Below are 17,096 nucleotides of genomic sequence, written 5' to 3'. Positions count from 1 at the left end.
GGGTGACTCCGGCGGCTCCGGGCCGTCAGCCCGTTCCCCGCCCTGGCGGCGGGAGCGGCCGGACGGTCAGTCCGGCGCAGCGTTCCGTGGCTCCGGCCCCGGCTCCGCAGGTGGTTCCGGCCCCGGGCCGAGGCAGCCCGCCCCGTCGGGCAAGCCCCCGTCGCGGCCGCAGCGCACGGCCGGTCAGGGCCCGGCCAGCGCCGAAACCCCGGTGGCGCAGCGGAAGTCCGAGGGACCGGCGGTCCACCGCAACGGACGCGGGAAGCCGAAGAAGCAGAAGGAACAGCTCGTCGCGAGTGAGCTCGCGCAGAAAGGACGACGGCGTGAAGGGATCGTGGACGAGCAGAAAGAAGCCCCTCGAGAAAAATGAGGAGACCGCACAGGGTCCGGACCGGGCAGCGGGATCAGCAGCTTCGGCATGTGGCCGCTTCCGGCCCGGGCCCCCGCAGGATTGCGGAGCATCACGGCGCGCCGGCGTCGGCGACGGTGTGCCGCCGGGCACCCGCACGCTCCCCCACGGGACGCGCAGCATGTTCACGGGGGCCGGTCCCGGACCGGTCCCCGGGGCATGCTCCGGGCAGGCGTAGAGGTTAGTCTCGGGCCCGCTGTCGCTCTGCATTCGCCGTACGGGCACTGGTGCGCGCGTCAGTGTGCGGCACTCGGCGCACCGTGCGACGCGGCCCGTGAGGATGCCCGGGGGCGGCTCCTCACTGGTCACGCGGTCACCTCCGCGCCGACGAACGCGGACGTCGGGAAAGGTGCCCCGGCAGTCGCAGGTGCTGCACTGCTCGTGGCTGCCGGACCAGTCCCAGAGACGGCGGCGGACCGGTACGGGAACAAGGGGGTGAAGTGCGAGGAGACCGATCCCGAGGGGCGGGTGATTCCCACTCCGTACGGCAACGGCGACCTCGGCTGAACCACTTCTCCGGCAAACACAACATCAGGATGTGCCGGGTCGTCGATGCTGCCCTGACCGGGAAGGTGGACAGGAAAAGCGGGGGGCGTCTGGAGTACTACGGGGTCGCCCGCAACGGCCGCCGAATGGTCGGAATCGTGGTCATCGTGCAGTACGCCCGCCGCACAGCGGACGGTGAGCACGACGCGGGCAAGGGTGAGAAGATCGGCGTCATCACCGCGTACTGCAAGGGCGTCGCCAAATGCCCGGACTGGGTCAACCCGTGAGCGGACTGTGCCAGGAGACGGTCGAGCACCAGGCGTATCTCACCCGATTCCTTCTCGACTACGCCGCCGTGCCTCTCGTCGGCCACACCTTTCTACGAGGGGTCCTGCCGACTCAGGACGCGGTCCGGATCGTGGCCGGCGCCGACGACGCCGTGGCGCCCAACGCGTTGACCGCCTACGAGATCCCACTGAACGACGACGAAGACGAGCCCGTCACCGCCCCGCTGGTCCTGGGCTGGACACGAACGCTCGCAGCCGGTGCTCCCCCGCGCCCGGACACGGCCGTGATGGGCATGGACCTGGTCCGGGTGGACACCTCCGCCGTCGGACCCGCGCCACCGGCACCCACCGACCAGGCGCTGCGCGTGCTGCGGACCCTTGCCTGGCCGTCCACCGCAACATCGCCGCCGGTGCTGTGCGGTTTCCTCCTCACCGGTCAGGACGGCATGCGGCTCTACATGGCGGTCGAGGAGGCCGACGGCCTGGTCGCGGCCGACGTACGCCTCACCGGCGCGCTGACCGCTCTGCTCGCCGCTCTCCCGGCGCTCTTGTGCGAGGAGGAACGCTGGACGGTCGACGAGACCGACCCGCACTGCGTCGGCGTGGTCGACCTGACCACCTGGTGACGCCCGGCCAGCCTGGGCCTGGCCGAACGGTGTGCGGCGGGCGCGGCCGGCCATGCCGGGCCGGCGGATGGGGGCATGCGGGCTCGGGTGGCGCGGGCCGTCAGCTGTGCACGGGTGTACGTGGCCGAGTCGTTCTGCGGGATAGTGCACAGCAGGTCGAACAGGCCAGGTGAGGGATCGGAGTGTGGGAGGTCACGGGGGCGGAGATGTCGAAGAGCAAGGCGCTCGGTCACCGTCGTCCGTATCCGGACGGATTGACTCAGCGGCATAAGGACAGGCATGGCCGAATGGGGCCGGGGTGAGTTGGTGGAGCAACGGCGCGCGGAGGTGCCCCGCCCAAGGGGGGCGGGCGGGGACCTGGGCGCACAAAGCGCGCGTATCGAATATCGGCCTTGCACTCCGGAGTACGCACGCACACTGATGGAAAGTGCCTTGCATGGACAACGCGTAGTAGTTGCGCTCAGTGGGGCGCGACACCGGAGTTGACCAAGTCCGTGTTCGCAGGTCAGAGGCGGGTCCGACGTCGCCACTTCCCGCATGCAGTGTGGCGCGCAGTCTGTTCGTTCACTGGGCCGCCGCTGCGCCTACTTGCGGGCGACGAATCCCCATTGGTCGACTGGTTTGCTGATGTGGTCATCGGGGTTCGGGCGCCAGAGCGAGATGGACCCGAATCCGGGCTCGACCAACGTCATGCCGTTGGCGCTCGCGCGGATCTCCTCGGGCTGGCGTACCAGGTACGGCGGGGTGTCCCCTGCGGCGTAGGCCTCCTGAGCTGCGAGCGTCTGCGGGGTGGAGATCGTGTCGCAGAGGACGAGATAGCTGCCTGCCGGGAGGGCGGCCATGTATTGGCGGGTGAGGTCGATGCCGGTCTGGGGCTCGACGTGTCCCAGTGTGGACAAGAGCATGACGGCGATGGGCTGGGTCATGTCCAGGGTTCGGCCGGCTTCCCGGAGGACGTACTCGACGTCCAGCATGTCCGCGTGGACGTAGTCCGTCATACCGGCCGGTGCGCTTGTCAGTAGCGCCCTGGCGTGGGCCAGGACCAACGGGTCGTTGTCGACGTACGTAATGCGTGCCTGTGGCTGAACGGTTTGCGCGACCTCGTGTGTGCTGTTCTGCGCGGGGAGGCCTGTCCCAATGTCGAGGAACTGGGTGATTCCGGCGCCTGCCAGGTATCGGACTGCGCGCGCCTGGAAGGCGCGCGAGGCCAGGGCGAGCTCCCGCGTCTGGGGGTAGCTCGCGATCACCTGGTCTCCCAGTTCCTGGTCCACCGGGTAGTTGTCCTTACCTCCGATCCAGTAATTCCAGACTCGGGCCGAGTGGGGCACCCCGCTGTGGAACCGGTCTGTGATGCTGTCGCTCATACGTGACCTCGCGTCTCTTGAATACACGTCGTGCATCTGCGCCCGACGAAGCTCATGTGGACGGCCTCCGGCGAGCCAACTCCTGCCAGTCCTGCTGATGTACTGCCCGTTCGGTCGGTTCCTTCAGCGGCCGGACGTCGACGGGGAGCCAGCGGGCCAACTCACCAGCGGAGCACTCCTCCTCATGAGGTCTTCCCTGCATGCTGCCAGGAATTTCATCCCTCCAGTGGCGGTCAGCAGACCGCCACATGACAGGGAAGGTTGTTTCCCAGTCGCCGCTGATGTAGCCAGCATAGGCCGCGCCACCCAGGGCTCACCCTGGGAGGTTGATGTGGCGGCGACGGCAAGAGGGCGCCATGAAGACGGTTGCGAGCTGGCCTCCGGTGGCTTCGGATACGGGGCCGTGGCCGAGGCATACGAGCGGGTTCCGTGTTGGCCCTTGTTCGTCGGCACGACGCTCCTCTCCAGGGACCGTGCCCCCGCCGAACTGACGCACAATCCGGGCAGCCGGCTGAGCACGACCTGCTCCGCCGTGGATGCCGTGACCGTTCCGTACGGGGTCGGTCTGGAAACCATGGTCCTGCTCGGACGACGGGACATGGGGCCGGTGCCCTGCCTGATATCGCATCAGGACCAGGCCACGCTCCTGGTCCGGGCCGGGACCAACAGGACATTTGCCGGGATAGAGAACATCCAGATCAAATCCGGCACAGGGGAACGACTATTAACCCACCCGCCCAGAACGATCCTCGAACTGGTCGTGCACGGGTCCTCTCAGGTGTTCGCCTGGGACATCACCCGGCTGCCCGGTCCGGCCAAGAGCGTCTGGTTCCACGCCTAAGGGCTGTCCCGTAATCCCTGGTGGAGCAGCGCGCGGCGTCGGATGCGGTGCATCGCAAGGCGGAGGGGCGCCCGCATACTGGACGTATGTGGGCGTTCCGACAACGCGGCGAGGCGCCGTAGCTGTCGTCGTGCGCCCGCCAGGGATTACGGGACAGCCCTTACGTGATCAGCGACATCTTCAGCCGCCGCATCGTCGGTCACACGGTCGAACGCACCGAAACCGCCGAATAGGCCGCGGAGTTGATCCGCGAGACCATCGAGCGCAAACACATCGTGCCCAACACCGTCCACGCGGGCCCCGACACCTCCGTGCCAGCAAGAAGGTCTCCCAGTTGCCGACCGACCCCGGTGTCACCAGGAGCTGTTCCCGCCCCGGAGTGAGTAACGACAACCGGTTCGGCAGAAGCGGTTTTGCACCACGACGTGCGACGCCGACTACCTCGAACGCTTCGACTCCCTGACGCACGCCAGGCAGTGGACGGACGCGTTCATCAGCTACTACAACCACGAGCACCGGCACTCCGGGATCGGCCTGCACGCCCCCGCCTCGGCCCACTTCGGTACCGCCCACGAAGTGAGGGACCAGCGGGCCGTCGCCCTCGCCGAGGCTTGCGAGCGCCACTCGGAGCGCTGTGCCCGACGGCCGAAACCACCCGAGATGGCCCTCCAGGTCCGGATCAACGACTCCACCAAACTAGCGCAACTAAAGACAAATCGCCCTTAGCCGGATAAACATCTCATTTTACTTGACAAGTGCCGTCCAGGTCAGAAAGATCGTCAAGCACCTGTCCAACCCCTTCGCGGAGCCGACGCCCCGTACCGGCCCGTCTGCGATCGATGACCCGGTCGAGCCACAACTACCAGCAGGCAGGACAGCGGTTGCCCGGAACCTGGCCGCCTGTCCCAAGGTCGGACTGAAGGAGCGGAGATGACATCCCGGCTGAACAAGCCCCTGCGTGACCGCCTGACCGGCGCGGCCTGCCTCGTCACCGGAGGTGCCCAAGGCATCGGTTGGGCCGTGGCACGCCTGCTAGCCGAGCATGGCGCGATGGTCCACGTCTGTGACATATCGAGGAGTGACATCGAGGCGGCGCGCTCCATGGCATCGTCCCGATCTTTCCGCTTCGAGCAGGTGGACGTCACCGACCGGCACGCCCTGGAGGCGTGGATATCCGCCTCGCACAGCCACCATGGGCGTGTTGACGTACTCGTGAACAATGCTGCGTACAGCCGCTGGGTAGACGACGCCGACATGAGTGATGACGACATCGAACGCACCATGCGGACCAGCTTTGACGCTATGGTGCACGCGACCCGCGCGGTGGTCCCCTTGATGCTTGCCGACGGAGGCGGGCAGATCATCACGATGGGATCGCTGGCAGGGAGCGTCTACGTCCGCGGCCCCGCTGCAGCGTACGCCGCGGCCAAGGCAGCAGCGGAGGCGTACAGCCAGATACTGCGCCTGGAACTCGCCTCTACCCCCGTCGATGTGACGCTCGTGCGCCCCGGCGCGGTGGCTGGTACGAATTTTTTCCGCCACGTGTCCTCCCGGAGAATGTCGCGGCTCAGCGACATCTTCCCGGCAGCGACACCGGAGCAGGTCGCACGGAGTATCGCCAAGTCCCTGGTTCGACCACGTCCTGTGGTGAACGTCCCCGCCTACGTGCCGTACGTCGCGGCCTTCCACACGCTCGCGCCGGAAAAGCTGAGGTGGCTCGCCCAGCTCAGCGGTGAGTCGAGGCGTGACTATTCGATGGTGAGGGACCAGCGCACCGGGAGACGGGAACTCTGATGAAAATCGCGCTACTTGATATGGACGGCACACTCACGCCCACCGCGCTGGGGATGGCCATGCTCGGATCCCAAGGTGCCACGAAGCTCATAAATCCCGTGGCGATGAAGGACCTCGGCCGACTTTACCAGGATGCCCGGAACTCCGTCACGAGCATGTACGCGCTCTACGAAAAATACGCTCAGACGCTGGCCGGCCTGCCCGAGTCGGCGATACAGGAGCTGGCGGAGGAGGTGTGGCAGCACGAGAAGGTATCCATCTACCCCCATACGAAGCCACTGATCGACACACTCCATCTGGCCGGGTATCGCACGCTTCTCGTCTCCGGGAGTCCGGACGAGATCGTGCGTCTGGCCGCCCGGGACCTCGGCGTCCACGCCGGGAGCGGAACTCGACTCGTCCGCACCGAGGGCCAGTACACCGGCCATATCGAACTGGCTCCTGCGCTGCCGGGAGGAAAAGCGGCTGTACTGGAGGAGGCGGTGCAGCCCAGGACGGTGGACTGGAGTGTCGCGTACGCGCTGGGAAACTCTTGGCCGGACATCGAGGTACTGAACCGCGCCGGATTGTCGCTGCTGTTCGAGCCGCACCCCCATATTCGTGAGGCCGCCCAGTGGTTCGGAATCCGCCAGGCGACTCGTCAAACCGTGCTGGAGCAGACTCGGGAGCTGCTGTCGACATCACTGACGGCGTCAGCGCGCGACGATGGAGGGCGAAAGTGACGAGAGGCCGGCGAAAGGCCCGGATTGCGATCATCGGCGCCGGAGTCTCCGGGATCTGCCTCGCGGTCAAGCTCAAGCAGGCCGGAATCGACGACTTTGTCGTCTACGACAGAGGAAAGTCCGTGGGGGGAGTGTGGCGAGAAAATGTCTATCCGGGTGTTTCATGTGACGTCCCGAGCAGGATCTACTCCTTCTCGTTCGCGCCGAACCCTGACTGGGATTCCTATTTCGCCCGAGGAGGTGAGATCCTCTCATACCTCAATAGGGTGGTGGAAATGTACGGAATCAGCCCTCATCTGAGACTGGGGGAAGAGGTGGTAGAGGCCCGGTTTACCGCAGGGGAATGGAGAGTAGGGACGTCCCGGGGCGAGGAGTCGCGTTGGGACTTCCTGATATGTGCCACAGGGCTGCTCGTGCAGCCAGCCTTGCCCGAGTTGCAGGGGAGGAGCGCCTACCGGGGGGTCATGATGCACTCCGCTCAATGGGAAAGCGGCGTGGACACACGAGGGAAGCGCGTCGCGATCATCGGCACGGGGGCGACAGGAACGCAGATGACCTGCGCACTTGCCGCGGAGACCGAGCACCTCTATCTGTTCCAGCGCACCGCGCAGTGGGTCTTCCCGAAGCCCGCGCAACGGTACTCCGCGATCACGAAGAGACTTCATCGCGTGGTGCCGGGCTTCAGCCGGCTCGCAGATCGCTTCTGGCGGGTGGTATTCCAGGGGACGATAAGTGCGGCAGTGGTCAGAGCAGGGTGGCAGCGGAGACTGATCGCGGGGGTCTGCCGACTGTCTCTCAGAAAGGTCCGTTCCAAGGACTTGCGGCGACTTCTCACACCTCCGGACAACCCAATGTGCAAGCGATTGGTGGCGGCTTCCGGGTTCTACCGGGTCGTGCAGCAGGACAACGTCACAGTAATCGGTGAGGAGATCGAGAGAATCACGGAACGGGGGATCTTGACCCGTGACGGTGTGGAAAGGGAAACAGATGTCATCGTTTTCGCCACAGGGTTCCGTGCAGATACCTTCATGCGTTCGATGAAAATCGCAGGAAAATCCGGAAGAACGCTTGAAGATTTCTGGTCCGACGGCCCCAAGGCTTATCGGACGGTCGCACTGCCGGGCTTCCCGAATTTCTTCATGCTCGTCGGCCCGAACAGTCCGTTCTCAAGCGAGTCGGTCATGCGCATCGCCGAGACGCAGTCAGATTACGTCCTTCGCTGGATTGAACTCTTCAAATCCGGTGCCGTTGCGGAGATGTCCCCCACTGAGGAAGCCTCGGATAAATTCAACAAACTTCTGCGGAGTGGCATGCCGGGTACGGCCTTCTCGTCCGGGTGTACATCCTGGTACCACGATTCCCAGGGGGGGCTGATGGTCTGGCCCTGGACGGTGAGAGCGCACCATAAAATGCTGTCACGGATTCAGCTTTCACACTTCGACGTCCGGCAATACGGCGAATCCGACAATTCCGGGTCAGGAAGCGAGTGCGGCTCATGACTCCGAAACCTTCCCTGCTTTTCGTTCATGGACTGGGTGCTGACGGGACATACTGGGGTGAAGTCCGCAGTCTCCTTGCCCGGTACGAGTCATACGCCTATGACCAACGTGGACACGGGACAACCCCGTTGGGAAACGAGGAGCTCACACTCGATCGGCTCGCGGGAGATCTCGGTGCCATCGTCCGGAGTTCCCCCGTGCCGGGTCCTGTCGTTCTCGTCGGACACTCGGCCGGAGGTGCCGCCATCCTCAGGCTTGCCGCTCTTGAACCGACGCTGTTCGGTTCGGAATCGGAGATCGTCGGCGTGGTCCTGGTCAGTGCATCCTGCCTGGATCTCCGCTGCTCGGTGAGCGGGTATCCAGGACGCCTCCTGGAACGGGCTCTGCTTTCTCTGCCCAGCATCGCTCTGAGGAATGAGCGCTGCGGATATTTTGGCCGATGGATGGCACGCGGTGCGATGAAGGCAATAAGGGTGATCAGTACTTGGCGGTGGCCCCTCTACGGGGCTGAAGCTTCCAGGGGTGCTCGACACAAGTTCTCGATCATGCTGTCGAGCACTCCGCCGTACACGCTGAGCGTCATGCTCGGACTGCTCTCCAGGTTCTCGCTGCCGAATCTCGCCGCCATGAGGAGGGTTCCGGTCCTGATAGCGGCAGGGGAAGGTGACAGAATAGCTTCGCGTACATACATGAGGCTACTCTCCGAAGAGCTCCCGTCCGCTCGGTTGGCCGTGATCCCTCGCGCCGGCCATCTCCTTCCTCTCGAATGCCCGGAAGAATTGAGTAGGGAGATTCAGAGATTCATGGACACGTTGTGCGAGGAGGGCAAATGATACTGCTCCGCGTGCGAACTCCGGCCGAGAATGGGTATTTGGGAAAACAGGTGTGCGCTCGGGAGGCGGCCTGTCGTGAATAGGATTTTTCCGGGCGCGGTAGTCATGGACGAGGCCGTGGACGCACTGCGGCGACACGCCCCTTCATGGGCTGCCACTCCGCTCGAGGAACGCATCGCCCTGCTTGAACGACTCGTACCGAGGATTCTCAGTGTGGCCTCGGACATGGTCGCGGTGGCAGCCCGCGCGAAGGGCTACGCCCCGGACTCCCCGTGGGCGGCCGAGGACTGGGCCGGCGGCCCTTGGGCCCTGCTCCAGGGCGTCAATGCCCGCCTTGAGGTGCTGCGTCGTATAGCAAAGGGAAGAGACCCGGTGGAGTCCCACGCGGTGCGCATCCGTGACGGACGCATCGCGGTCGACGTCTTCCCCGCCACGGGGTGGGACCGAATTTTGCTCAACGGGCATCGTGCCGAGGTGCAGATGCAGGAGGGCGCCACGCCCGAGAGTGTTCGGGCTGGCGCGGCAAAGGAATACCGTGGCGGTGCGAGCCCGCCTGGCGTCGCATTGGTACTCGGAGGCGGCAACGTCGCCTCCGTCACCGCGCTCGACGTTCTCCACAAGCTTTACACCGATGGTCAGGTCGCCGTGGCGAAGACACACCCGGTCAACGCCTACCTTCGGCCCCACCTCGAGCAGATCTTCAGCGAGTTCGTCGAGCGCGACTGGCTGCGGTTCGTCGACGGAGGCGAGGCGGAGGGCGCGTACCTCACCACACATCCGGGTGTGGACTCCATTCACGTGACAGGAAGCGACCGCACTCACGACGCCATTGTGTGGGGCACCGACGGCTTGGCCGAGCAGCGGCGCCGCAAAGACACTCCCTTGGTCATCAAGCCTTTCACCAGCGAACTGGGCGGAGTCAGCCCCGTCATCGTCGTACCCGGAGACTGGAGTGACGCAGACTTCCGTTTCCAGGCCGAGCACATCGTCACCAGCAAGATGAACAACTCGGGCCACAACTGCGTCGCCAGTCAGGTTCTCATCGTGCCGTCCGGCTGGACCGGATCCCAGCGGCTGCTGGACGAGATCCGCCTTCTCGCACGTGCGCTTCCCACGCGCGCCGGCTACTACCCCGGCACCGAGAACCGGCTGGCAGAAGTCCTGGCCCGCCACCCGGAGGCCGAGATCCTCGGTACCACAGGCCTCGTCCTGGTACCGGAACTGCACGACCCCAACGATCCGCTCATCACGGCCGAGATATTCGCCGGCGCCCTGGGGGTGGTCGAGCTTCCTGGCGACAGTCCGCGCGAGTTCCTCCGCCGCGCGATCGACTTCGCCAACGATGCTCTGCCCGGGACGCTGGGCGCCACAGTCCTCGTCCACCCACGGACGCAAAAGGCGGCATACCCCGCCGTCCGGGACGCCGTCGCCGCGCTGCGCTACGGGACCCTGGGCATCAACTGCTGGCCAGGGGTGGGGTTCCTACTCGGTTACACCCCCTGGGGCGCCTACCCCGGCCACACCCGACAGGCAGTCGGCAGCGGCACCGGATTCGTGCACAACGCCTTCATGCTGGGAGAGATTGAGAAGACCGTGCTCCGCGCACCCTTCGCACCGGCCCCACGTGGCCTCTTCGCCGGTTCTCCGTCGCTCTCACCTCGCCCGCCGTACTTCGCCACGAGTCGCACCGGGCGCGCGACTCTTGAACGACTCACCCACTTCGTCGCCGCACCGCAGGCAAGGCGCTTGCCGGCTCTCGTCTTCTCCGCGCTCAGGAGCTGACGCAGGGCCGAGCACTTCTCACCTTCATCAGCATCGCCTGCACCCTCATCTGCTACCGCGGGCTCACCAAATCAGATGACTTCTGCATTGCCATACCCGACTGCCGCGACATGCAAGGAGCACTTAACGATGACCAGCAACCAGCTGCAAAACTCCGCGTACGGGTACAACGAGAGTTCGATCGGTCATCAGGTGCACAGCGAACTCGAAAGGCTTCGCCGCCTGGAGGACGCGCTGGATCCCGAGACCATTGGCCTGCTCTCCGACTGCACGGTGCAGCCGAACTGGCACTGTCTGGAGCTGGGGGCAGGCGCCGGATCGATCGCGTACTGGCTCGCCGGGATGTGCCCTGAGGGGCGCACCACCGCCGTCGACCTGGACACCCGCTTCCTCGACCAGGGGGCCTTCCGCAACCTCACGATCAGTGAGCGGGACGTCTTCGAGTGCGACTTCGCTCCACAGTCCTTCGACCTGATCCACACACGTGCGCTGCTCGTTCACCTCCCCCAGCGCGAGGAGATCTATCGGCGCGCCGCTCAGTGGCTCGCTCCTGGTGGATGGCTCGTGACCGAGGAACCCGTGATCATCGATGATCGCGAATCCCCCTACCCGGAGTTCAGCAAAATGACCCGAGCCGTCAGGACTCTCTGGGGAAGGCACGGCGCGGACTTGCGGTGGTCGAGGTCCCTGCCTGGTCTGGCCCTGCGGAACGGCCTGGCCGACCTGTCCGTCTCCGCCCGGATAATGCAGTGCGGGCAGGGGGGCGCGGGTGACCGCCACTGGACGTTTATGATCAACCAGATGCGCGCTCCTCTGATATCCGCAGGACTCCTCTCGCGGGAAGAGTGGCAGGCGGGCATCGACTCCTTCAACGATCCGGCCTTCATGGACATCAGTCTGGTCATGATCTCCGTCCGGGCGCGTCGCCCCGTCTGACGACATGCCACGTGAGGCAGGCCGGATCGGCCTCACCCTCGCAGACGGCCAACGCTGGCGGGTGTGTGAGTGAGCTGGAGTGCTGCAGATCGGGTGAGAGGGAGGCGTCGTAGCATATGGTCTGGTGATGGGCTGGCAGACCTGGGCCTGTGTCAACTCTCCTGGGAACACGCGAGCTAGACGCACGTACCTTCTGCTTCTCATGGCGCGCCGGTTGTGTTTTTGCTGTTCACGGGCTCGCGCGTGCGACGAGCTGCGCCCCGGCCCTGCAGGGCGTCTCTGTGGCTGGATCCGCAGCACCACGCAGCATTCCGGTCATTCACGTCCCGAACACCGTGCCCGGCGTCTTGCGGGTTCGGCCCGCAGCTCCACTGCGGTCTCGGAGACGTCCGGGTCCTGGAGGGCGGCTGGGTTTCGTGCCTCCCGTATCGCAGAGACGCTTCCCGGACGCATCGCTCACCCCGGTGCAGCGGGCCGCCGCTGTCCACGCCGGCCAGCAGGCTGCGATGCCGGAACTGCTGGAGGGCCGCACGACCGATCCAGCTACGTGGGTGCGCTCGCCGGAGAACCTCGCCCGCCTCGCTGCCTACAAGCGCGAGTCCAATGCCCACCGCCGCATCCCCGACAGAGTCAGGAGACATGGCCGAGATTTTCCTGGACCACCTTCAGCTCTGCCCCGGCGGCGAGTTCGCCCGCAGGTCGACGTGAAGACACGAACAGGCACGAACGAAGCGGCCGTGGAGTTCTCCGCGATCAGTGATCGCCGGGGTGTCCGTGCCTGCTGTGCGGATCACGCCTGCCAGAACCCATCGGGGCCGAATTCCGTGCCGTGATCGGCGGTGTCCGTCCCCTTCACAGCGAGGACTCCGTCCACGCGGCGGGGAACACCGAGCGAATTGTCGTCGCGCAGCTCGGGCGTGAGCACCCGTTGCGGGGTGTCCTGGTAGGCGATCGGGCGTAGGAATCGCTGGATGGCGGAGGCGCCGACCGAGGTGTGCGCGGAGTCGGTGGCCGCCGGGTACGGTCCGGAACGGTTCATCGCCCAGCTCACCGCGACCCCGGTCGGATAACTGTCGCACACCACCCGCCCGGTGCTCCGGGTGACGACGTCGATCACACGACGCGGGAGATCCTCCTCCCCCTTTCCCATCTGCAGCGTCGCGGTGAGGCGGCCGAGCAGGGCGAGGAGTTCCTCCTCCGTGGTGTACTCCACCAGCACGGTCACCGGGCCGAAGCATTCCTCGGTCAGCGCCTCGCTGAACATCGCGCCAGGCACCCTCAGCACGGTGGGCGCCGCCCTGCCGTCGAGGTCGCGCGGCTCCTCGGCTCCGGCCAGTACCTGGACACCCGGCTGGGCGGCGAGCTCCCGCACGCCTTCGGCGTATGCCGCCAGGATGTTCCCGGTGAGCAGCGTGCCGGCGGGCGCGTCGGCACCGCGTGCGGCGAGCGCCTCTGCAGCGCCGTCCCGTGCTCGCCGGCCGGTACGAAGGCGAGTCGCGGTGTGGTGCAGAACTGGCCCATCCCGGGAAGGTCCGGCACCAGGCAGGTGCCGGTCGCCAGCACGGCGCCGTCCGGGAAGACGTCGGCGGCGAACAGGTATCCGGCCAGGTCGTCAAGCCGCCGGTCCAGATGCCCGGTGTCGGTCTCACCGGACCAGGTGACTGCGCCGCCGCGACGGATCGTCATGCGGATCGGCAGCGCGTAGGGGTCGGCGACCTCCCACACCGGGCGGATGGCCGGGCCGACCGCGCAGCCACCGAGATAGATCTCGGCCTGGGGAGGGTACAGCGGGTTCTCGCCCTCGATGGTGCGTGAGCTCATGTCGTCGCAGATCGTGTACCCGACGATCTTGCCGTGCGTGTTGAGCACCAGGGCCAGCTCAGGCTCGGGCACGTCGATCGTGGAGTCGGCCCGCACCGCAACCGTGCCGCTCGTCGCCAACTACCCGCCATGCGACGGACTCGAAGAACAGCTCGGGCCGTGGCGCGTCGTACACCCGCTCATAGACATCCGCGGCGGCGGCGTCAACCAGCGCTGTTGCTCTGACCGGTTGAATCTGAGGACCAGCCGCCATGGACGATCAGGCTCACGAAAGCGCGAGGTTTAGATCGGTGTGGTCCAGGCGGTGAGGGTGCGGGGGGTCAGGCCGTAGCGGCGTTTGAAGACGGGATTGCGCCGGCCGCCTTCGAACCAGGGGCGGCGGTTGGCCATGGCTTCGCGTAGCAGTTCGGCGAAGGCGATGTAGAAGGGGCTGAATCCGGGGCATGCGTCGTAGTCGATGCCGCACGCCCAGAAGTGCAGCCGGGCAGGGTCGACGAGGGCGAGCGCGGAGCCCACCAGGTGGCCGTCGATGCGCAGTTCGAGGACGCGTACGTCGTTGCCGAGCGCGCGGACGAAGTCCTGGAAGAGGCCGGGCCGGTAGTAGTCGGAGTTGTGGTGCTTGGCGGCGGTGGCGCGGGCGAGGCGGACGAAGCCGTCCAGGTCGGCTTCGTGGGGCGGGTGGAACGAGGTGGTCAGTCCTGCGTCCTGCGCGTTGCGCAGGTCGTGGCGCATGTTGCGGCGGGGGGCCTTGCCGAGGCCGTTGAGGTAGGTGTCGAAGTCGGGTATTGCTCGCAGGTCGAGGCCCCAGCCGGTGTCGATCTCGATGGGGTGCAGGCCCGCTTGGGCCAGGATCTTCGTGTGCGGGTGGGCGGCGTCGATGTTGGCCAGACCGATCAGGGCCGCGTCCCAGGCGGTGGCTTGTCGGCGCAGGGCGCTCAGGAGCGTGTGGGCGGCGGTGTCGTCGGCCAGGGGGTGGAGGGGCAGAACGGTGTCGAAGCAGTGCCAGACGTGGCTGAAGACGACTGGCATGTCGACGGTCTGCGGCAGGTGGTCGGCGAGGACGCTCATGGGGTCGACACGTTGTTGCAGATAGGCGGGGAGTCCTGCGACCGCCAGTCCGGCGTGGTCCCGCACCAGCAGGTAGGCGGTCTGTTGCACCGGGTGCAGGGGGTGTTGTTCGAATGCGCGCAGGAAGGGGCGCCGGTAGAAGACGGGTGCGTCGGCGGCGTTCATGAGGGTGTCCCATTCCGCGCCGCAGTCGTCGATCGAGGTGTGGGCCGTGACGGTGAGGCGGTCGGTCGGGGTGCGGGTCATGCTGTGGCTCCTGTCGGCTCGGACCAGGTGAGTACGACCTTGCCGGCGCTGCCGTCGGCGGCAGCGGCGAATGCGTCGTCGTGCTCGTCGGCCGGGAAGCGGTGTGTGATCACGGGCTGGGGGTCGAGCCCGTCTCGCAGGAGGTCGCGCATGCTGTGCCAGGTGTCGAAAACCCTCCGTCCGCTGATGCCGTGGAGGTTGATCATGCGCAGGGAGAGATCGGCCCAGTCGACCGGGACCGGTTCCGGCGGCAGGCCCAGCAGTCCGACATGGCCGCCCCGGTCCACGTAGGACAGGGTTTCGTGCAAGGCTTGGGGGTGTCCGGACATCTCGAAGGCGACATCGAAGCCGGTGTCCGTGCCGAGGTCGGCGAGCAGGCGGGAGAGAGCTCCGGGGGCGGCCTCGACGGCGTGATGGGCGCCGAGTGTCTGGGCCAGCTTCAGCCGGAAAGGGTTGACGTCGGTGACCGCCACCAGCCGGGCACCACGGTGGACGGCCACCGCGGCGGTCAGCGCGCCGATCGGCCCGGCGCCGGTGATCAGAACGGTGCGGCCGTCCAGGTCGAAGGTGTCCGCGGCGTGCACCGCGTTGCCGAACGGATCGAAGATCGCGGCCACGTCCAGGGAGGTGCCGGGGGCGTGGACCCAGATGCTCCGGGCCGGCAGCGTAATGAACTCGGCGAACACACCGTCGCGTTGAACACCGAGCCCCTGCGTCCCAGTGCACAGATGCCTCGCCCCGGCCCGGCAGTGGGCGCAGCGTTCACAGGTCAGGTGGGCCTCGGCCCCGACGAGCTGCCCCGGCCGCAGCGCGCCGACGCCCGCCCCCACCTCCACGATCTCCCCGACGAACTCGTGCCCGACCACGCGCGGCAGGGTCAGGGTGCGCTGCGCCCAGCCGTCCCAGCGGTGAATGTGCACATCGGTGCCGCAGATCCCCGTGCGCAGGACCCGGATGCGGACGTCCTCACGGCCCATCGCCGGCTCCGGTACGTCCACATAGCTCAGACCGGCGGCCGCCGTGGTCTTGATCAGCGCCTTCACAGCCGATCCACATCCTCGGCGGAAGCCTCGCCGGGGAGGGGGGCGTGGAGTCGGTCCAGGGGCACGGCGATCCGCCGGTCGTTCTTGTCCTCCAGCCAGCCTTCGAGGTCGAACAGCCACCATGCGTCGACATCGACGACGTAGAACCGTCGAGGCCCATGGCCCTCGTACTCCGCCCTGTCCAGACGCCATTGCTCGCGCACCTGCGGGTCGGCGAAGTTCCGCTCGTAGTACCACTGGCTCAAGGCGGTGAGTTCATCGGAGCCGACCGCCCGCGCCGTTCCGGTGAACTGGGCTCCGTCCAGGCCAAGTTCGTTGTCGATGCCGGTCATGAACAATGACGCGGACAGCCGCCCGTCGGCCTCGATGTTGACCGAGTGCCGCGCGGCCCGCAGGGAGTACCACAGCAGGCGCAGCGGACCGCGCAGGGGCACGAAGTTCACCGTCGACGCCCACGCCCCGTCCGGGCCCACCGTGGCCAGGGTCATGAAACGGGCCTGCTCGATCAGGAGGTTGCTGCGCGTGACCAGCCGCTGCGTCCGGTCGGCCGCGGGCCGCGACGGGGCCATCACAGTTCCTCTCCCTTGACTGCGTCGAGGATCAGCGCGTGCGGCACCCGTAGATAGTCCGCGCCGAAGCCCACCGGGGCGTCATCGGTCACCAGGTGGGAGCGCTGGGCGGGGGCGCCGAACCCGCACCCGGTCAGTGCCCGGCACAGCGCGGCCGTGCTCCACAGCCGCGCCACGACGTGCTCGTCGTGCTGGCCGAAACGCAGATCGAGTCCCAACGGCGCGCCATCGCCCCTGGAGCCGTGGTCGTACATGCGGAAACCATAGGAGGCGTAGTAGTCCGGGTCTGGGTGAAAGGCAGGGTTCACCGGCAGCGTCACGAACCGGCCCCCGGGCCGCAGTGCCCGCGCCGCGGTGCGGCACATCGCCGTCAATTCCTTGTACGTGGTGGCGTAGGGCAGCACATACACGCCGAGGACGATGTCGAACGAGGTCACCATGGCCTCCGGCAGGGCACCGGCCACGTAGGTGATTCCCTTGGGCTCCCGCTCCTCGGCCCGTCGGGCGTGGGCGACCATGCCGTCCGCCTCGTCCATCCCGACCACCGCGTCGGCGCCCTGCTCCGCGAGTAGCCGGCTGTAGATCCCGCTGCCGCACCCGAGGTCCAGGACGCGCAGGCCCTTGAGTGCACCGACGGCTTGCAGCACGGAAGGGATCTCGAGATACCGGCGAAAGGGTGCCTGGGAGAACTCCTCGTACAGCGGGGCGAGTTGATCGAACTGGCTGCTCACTGTCACTCTCCTCTGGTTAAGACGTCGTCTCATTCGGCG

Annotated in this window: 17 protein-coding genes and 1 pseudogene; 11 read left to right on the top strand and 7 right to left on the bottom strand. The window is 66.7% G+C overall.

Annotated features, from left to right (window positions below; genetic code table 11):
• The first annotated feature begins 790 nt into the window (after nucleotides 1-790).
• The 3 genes from ACGF2V_RS17885 to ACGF2V_RS17875 all read left to right on the top strand — a co-directional run bounded on the left by ACGF2V_RS17885 (nucleotide 791) and on the right by ACGF2V_RS17875 (nucleotide 1,808).
• Complete coding sequence (locus ACGF2V_RS17885) at nucleotides 791-916, top strand: hypothetical protein (RefSeq protein ID WP_362706977.1); 126 nt, start codon at nucleotides 791-793, stop codon at nucleotides 914-916.
• 65 nt (nucleotides 917-981) lie between these two features.
• Complete coding sequence (locus tag ACGF2V_RS17880) at nucleotides 982-1,182, top strand: hypothetical protein (protein WP_362630270.1); 201 nt, start codon at nucleotides 982-984, stop codon at nucleotides 1,180-1,182.
• Entirely contained in the window at nucleotides 1,179-1,808 is a 630-nt protein-coding gene (locus ACGF2V_RS17875) for a hypothetical protein (RefSeq protein ID WP_362706975.1), read from the top strand. The genes ACGF2V_RS17880 and ACGF2V_RS17875 overlap by 4 nt, the downstream gene beginning before the upstream one ends.
• A gap of 584 nt (nucleotides 1,809-2,392) precedes the next feature.
• On the opposite strand, the gene ACGF2V_RS17870 is transcribed toward ACGF2V_RS17875, so the two are convergent.
• A complete protein-coding gene (locus tag ACGF2V_RS17870; protein WP_362706973.1) occupies nucleotides 2,393-3,172 on the bottom strand; it encodes an SAM-dependent methyltransferase in 780 nt (259 codons plus the stop codon).
• A 403-nt stretch (nucleotides 3,173-3,575) separates the two neighbouring features.
• Here ACGF2V_RS17870 and ACGF2V_RS17865 point away from each other — a divergent pair, with 403 nt between their 5' ends.
• The 8 genes and pseudogenes from ACGF2V_RS17865 (at nucleotide 3,576) to ACGF2V_RS17830 (ending at nucleotide 11,579) form a co-directional block, all read left to right on the top strand.
• Nucleotides 3,576-4,013: a hypothetical protein gene (locus ACGF2V_RS17865; protein ID WP_362706970.1), complete on the top strand. Its 438-nt coding sequence runs from the start codon at nucleotides 3,576-3,578 to the stop codon at nucleotides 4,011-4,013.
• A 423-nt stretch (nucleotides 4,014-4,436) separates the two neighbouring features.
• Nucleotides 4,437-4,739: pseudogene (locus tag ACGF2V_RS17860) on the top strand (integrase core domain-containing protein); the annotation flags it as partial.
• Between the two features lie 204 nt (nucleotides 4,740-4,943).
• On the top strand, nucleotides 4,944-5,807 hold the full coding sequence (locus tag ACGF2V_RS17855) for an SDR family oxidoreductase (RefSeq protein ID WP_362706968.1): 864 nt from the start codon (nucleotides 4,944-4,946) through the stop codon (nucleotides 5,805-5,807).
• On the top strand, nucleotides 5,807-6,529 hold the full coding sequence (locus ACGF2V_RS17850; RefSeq protein ID WP_362630624.1) for an HAD-IB family phosphatase: 723 nt from the start codon (nucleotides 5,807-5,809) through the stop codon (nucleotides 6,527-6,529). Before ACGF2V_RS17855 ends, ACGF2V_RS17850 begins: the two co-directional genes overlap by 1 nt.
• Nucleotides 6,526-8,028: an NAD(P)/FAD-dependent oxidoreductase gene (locus ACGF2V_RS17845; protein WP_362706965.1), complete on the top strand. Its 1,503-nt coding sequence runs from the start codon at nucleotides 6,526-6,528 to the stop codon at nucleotides 8,026-8,028. Before ACGF2V_RS17850 ends, ACGF2V_RS17845 begins: the two co-directional genes overlap by 4 nt.
• Complete coding sequence (locus tag ACGF2V_RS17840; RefSeq protein ID WP_362706962.1) at nucleotides 8,025-8,861, top strand: alpha/beta hydrolase; 837 nt, start codon at nucleotides 8,025-8,027, stop codon at nucleotides 8,859-8,861. The genes ACGF2V_RS17845 and ACGF2V_RS17840 overlap by 4 nt, the downstream gene beginning before the upstream one ends.
• A gap of 75 nt (nucleotides 8,862-8,936) precedes the next feature.
• Nucleotides 8,937-10,643, top strand: a complete 1,707-nt coding sequence (locus tag ACGF2V_RS17835; RefSeq protein WP_362706959.1) for an aldehyde dehydrogenase family protein — start codon at nucleotides 8,937-8,939, stop codon at nucleotides 10,641-10,643.
• A 129-nt stretch (nucleotides 10,644-10,772) separates the two neighbouring features.
• The gene (locus ACGF2V_RS17830; RefSeq protein WP_362706956.1) at nucleotides 10,773-11,579 is read left to right on the top strand and encodes a methyltransferase; all 807 of its coding nucleotides are present in this window, start codon (nucleotides 10,773-10,775) and stop codon (nucleotides 11,577-11,579) included.
• A 790-nt stretch (nucleotides 11,580-12,369) separates the two neighbouring features.
• On the opposite strand, the gene ACGF2V_RS17825 is transcribed toward ACGF2V_RS17830, so the two are convergent.
• The 6 genes from ACGF2V_RS17825 to ACGF2V_RS17800 all read right to left on the bottom strand — a co-directional run bounded on the left by ACGF2V_RS17825 (nucleotide 12,370) and on the right by ACGF2V_RS17800 (nucleotide 17,057).
• Nucleotides 12,370-12,855: a hypothetical protein gene (locus ACGF2V_RS17825; RefSeq protein ID WP_362706953.1), complete on the bottom strand. Its 486-nt coding sequence runs from the start codon at nucleotides 12,853-12,855 to the stop codon at nucleotides 12,370-12,372.
• A 2-nt stretch (nucleotides 12,856-12,857) separates the two neighbouring features.
• Nucleotides 12,858-13,520 (bottom strand): fumarylacetoacetate hydrolase family protein, encoded by a 663-nt coding sequence (locus tag ACGF2V_RS17820; protein ID WP_362706951.1) that lies wholly within the window; start codon nucleotides 13,518-13,520, stop codon nucleotides 12,858-12,860.
• Nucleotides 13,521-13,682: 162 nt separating this feature from the next.
• Nucleotides 13,683-14,714 (bottom strand): GNAT family N-acetyltransferase, encoded by a 1,032-nt coding sequence (locus ACGF2V_RS17815; protein ID WP_362630609.1) that lies wholly within the window; start codon nucleotides 14,712-14,714, stop codon nucleotides 13,683-13,685.
• A complete protein-coding gene (gene tdh / locus ACGF2V_RS17810; RefSeq protein WP_362706948.1) occupies nucleotides 14,711-15,757 on the bottom strand; it encodes an L-threonine 3-dehydrogenase in 1,047 nt (348 codons plus the stop codon). Before tdh ends, ACGF2V_RS17815 begins: the two co-directional genes overlap by 4 nt.
• Nucleotides 15,754-16,326: a pyridoxamine 5'-phosphate oxidase family protein gene (locus ACGF2V_RS17805; protein ID WP_362630603.1), complete on the bottom strand. Its 573-nt coding sequence runs from the start codon at nucleotides 16,324-16,326 to the stop codon at nucleotides 15,754-15,756. Before ACGF2V_RS17805 ends, tdh begins: the two co-directional genes overlap by 4 nt.
• Nucleotides 16,326-17,057, bottom strand: coding sequence for a class I SAM-dependent methyltransferase (locus ACGF2V_RS17800; protein WP_362630600.1), 732 nt, complete (start codon nucleotides 17,055-17,057; stop codon nucleotides 16,326-16,328). The genes ACGF2V_RS17805 and ACGF2V_RS17800 overlap by 1 nt, the downstream gene beginning before the upstream one ends.
• Nucleotides 17,058-17,096 lie beyond the last annotated feature (39 nt).

The organism is Streptomyces sp. NPDC047982 (assembly GCF_043204165.1).
Lineage (GTDB): Bacteria > Actinomycetota > Actinomycetes > Streptomycetales > Streptomycetaceae > Streptomyces.
The sequence above is the reverse complement of the archived record's forward strand: the minus strand, read 5'-3'. Positions and strand labels throughout refer to the sequence as shown.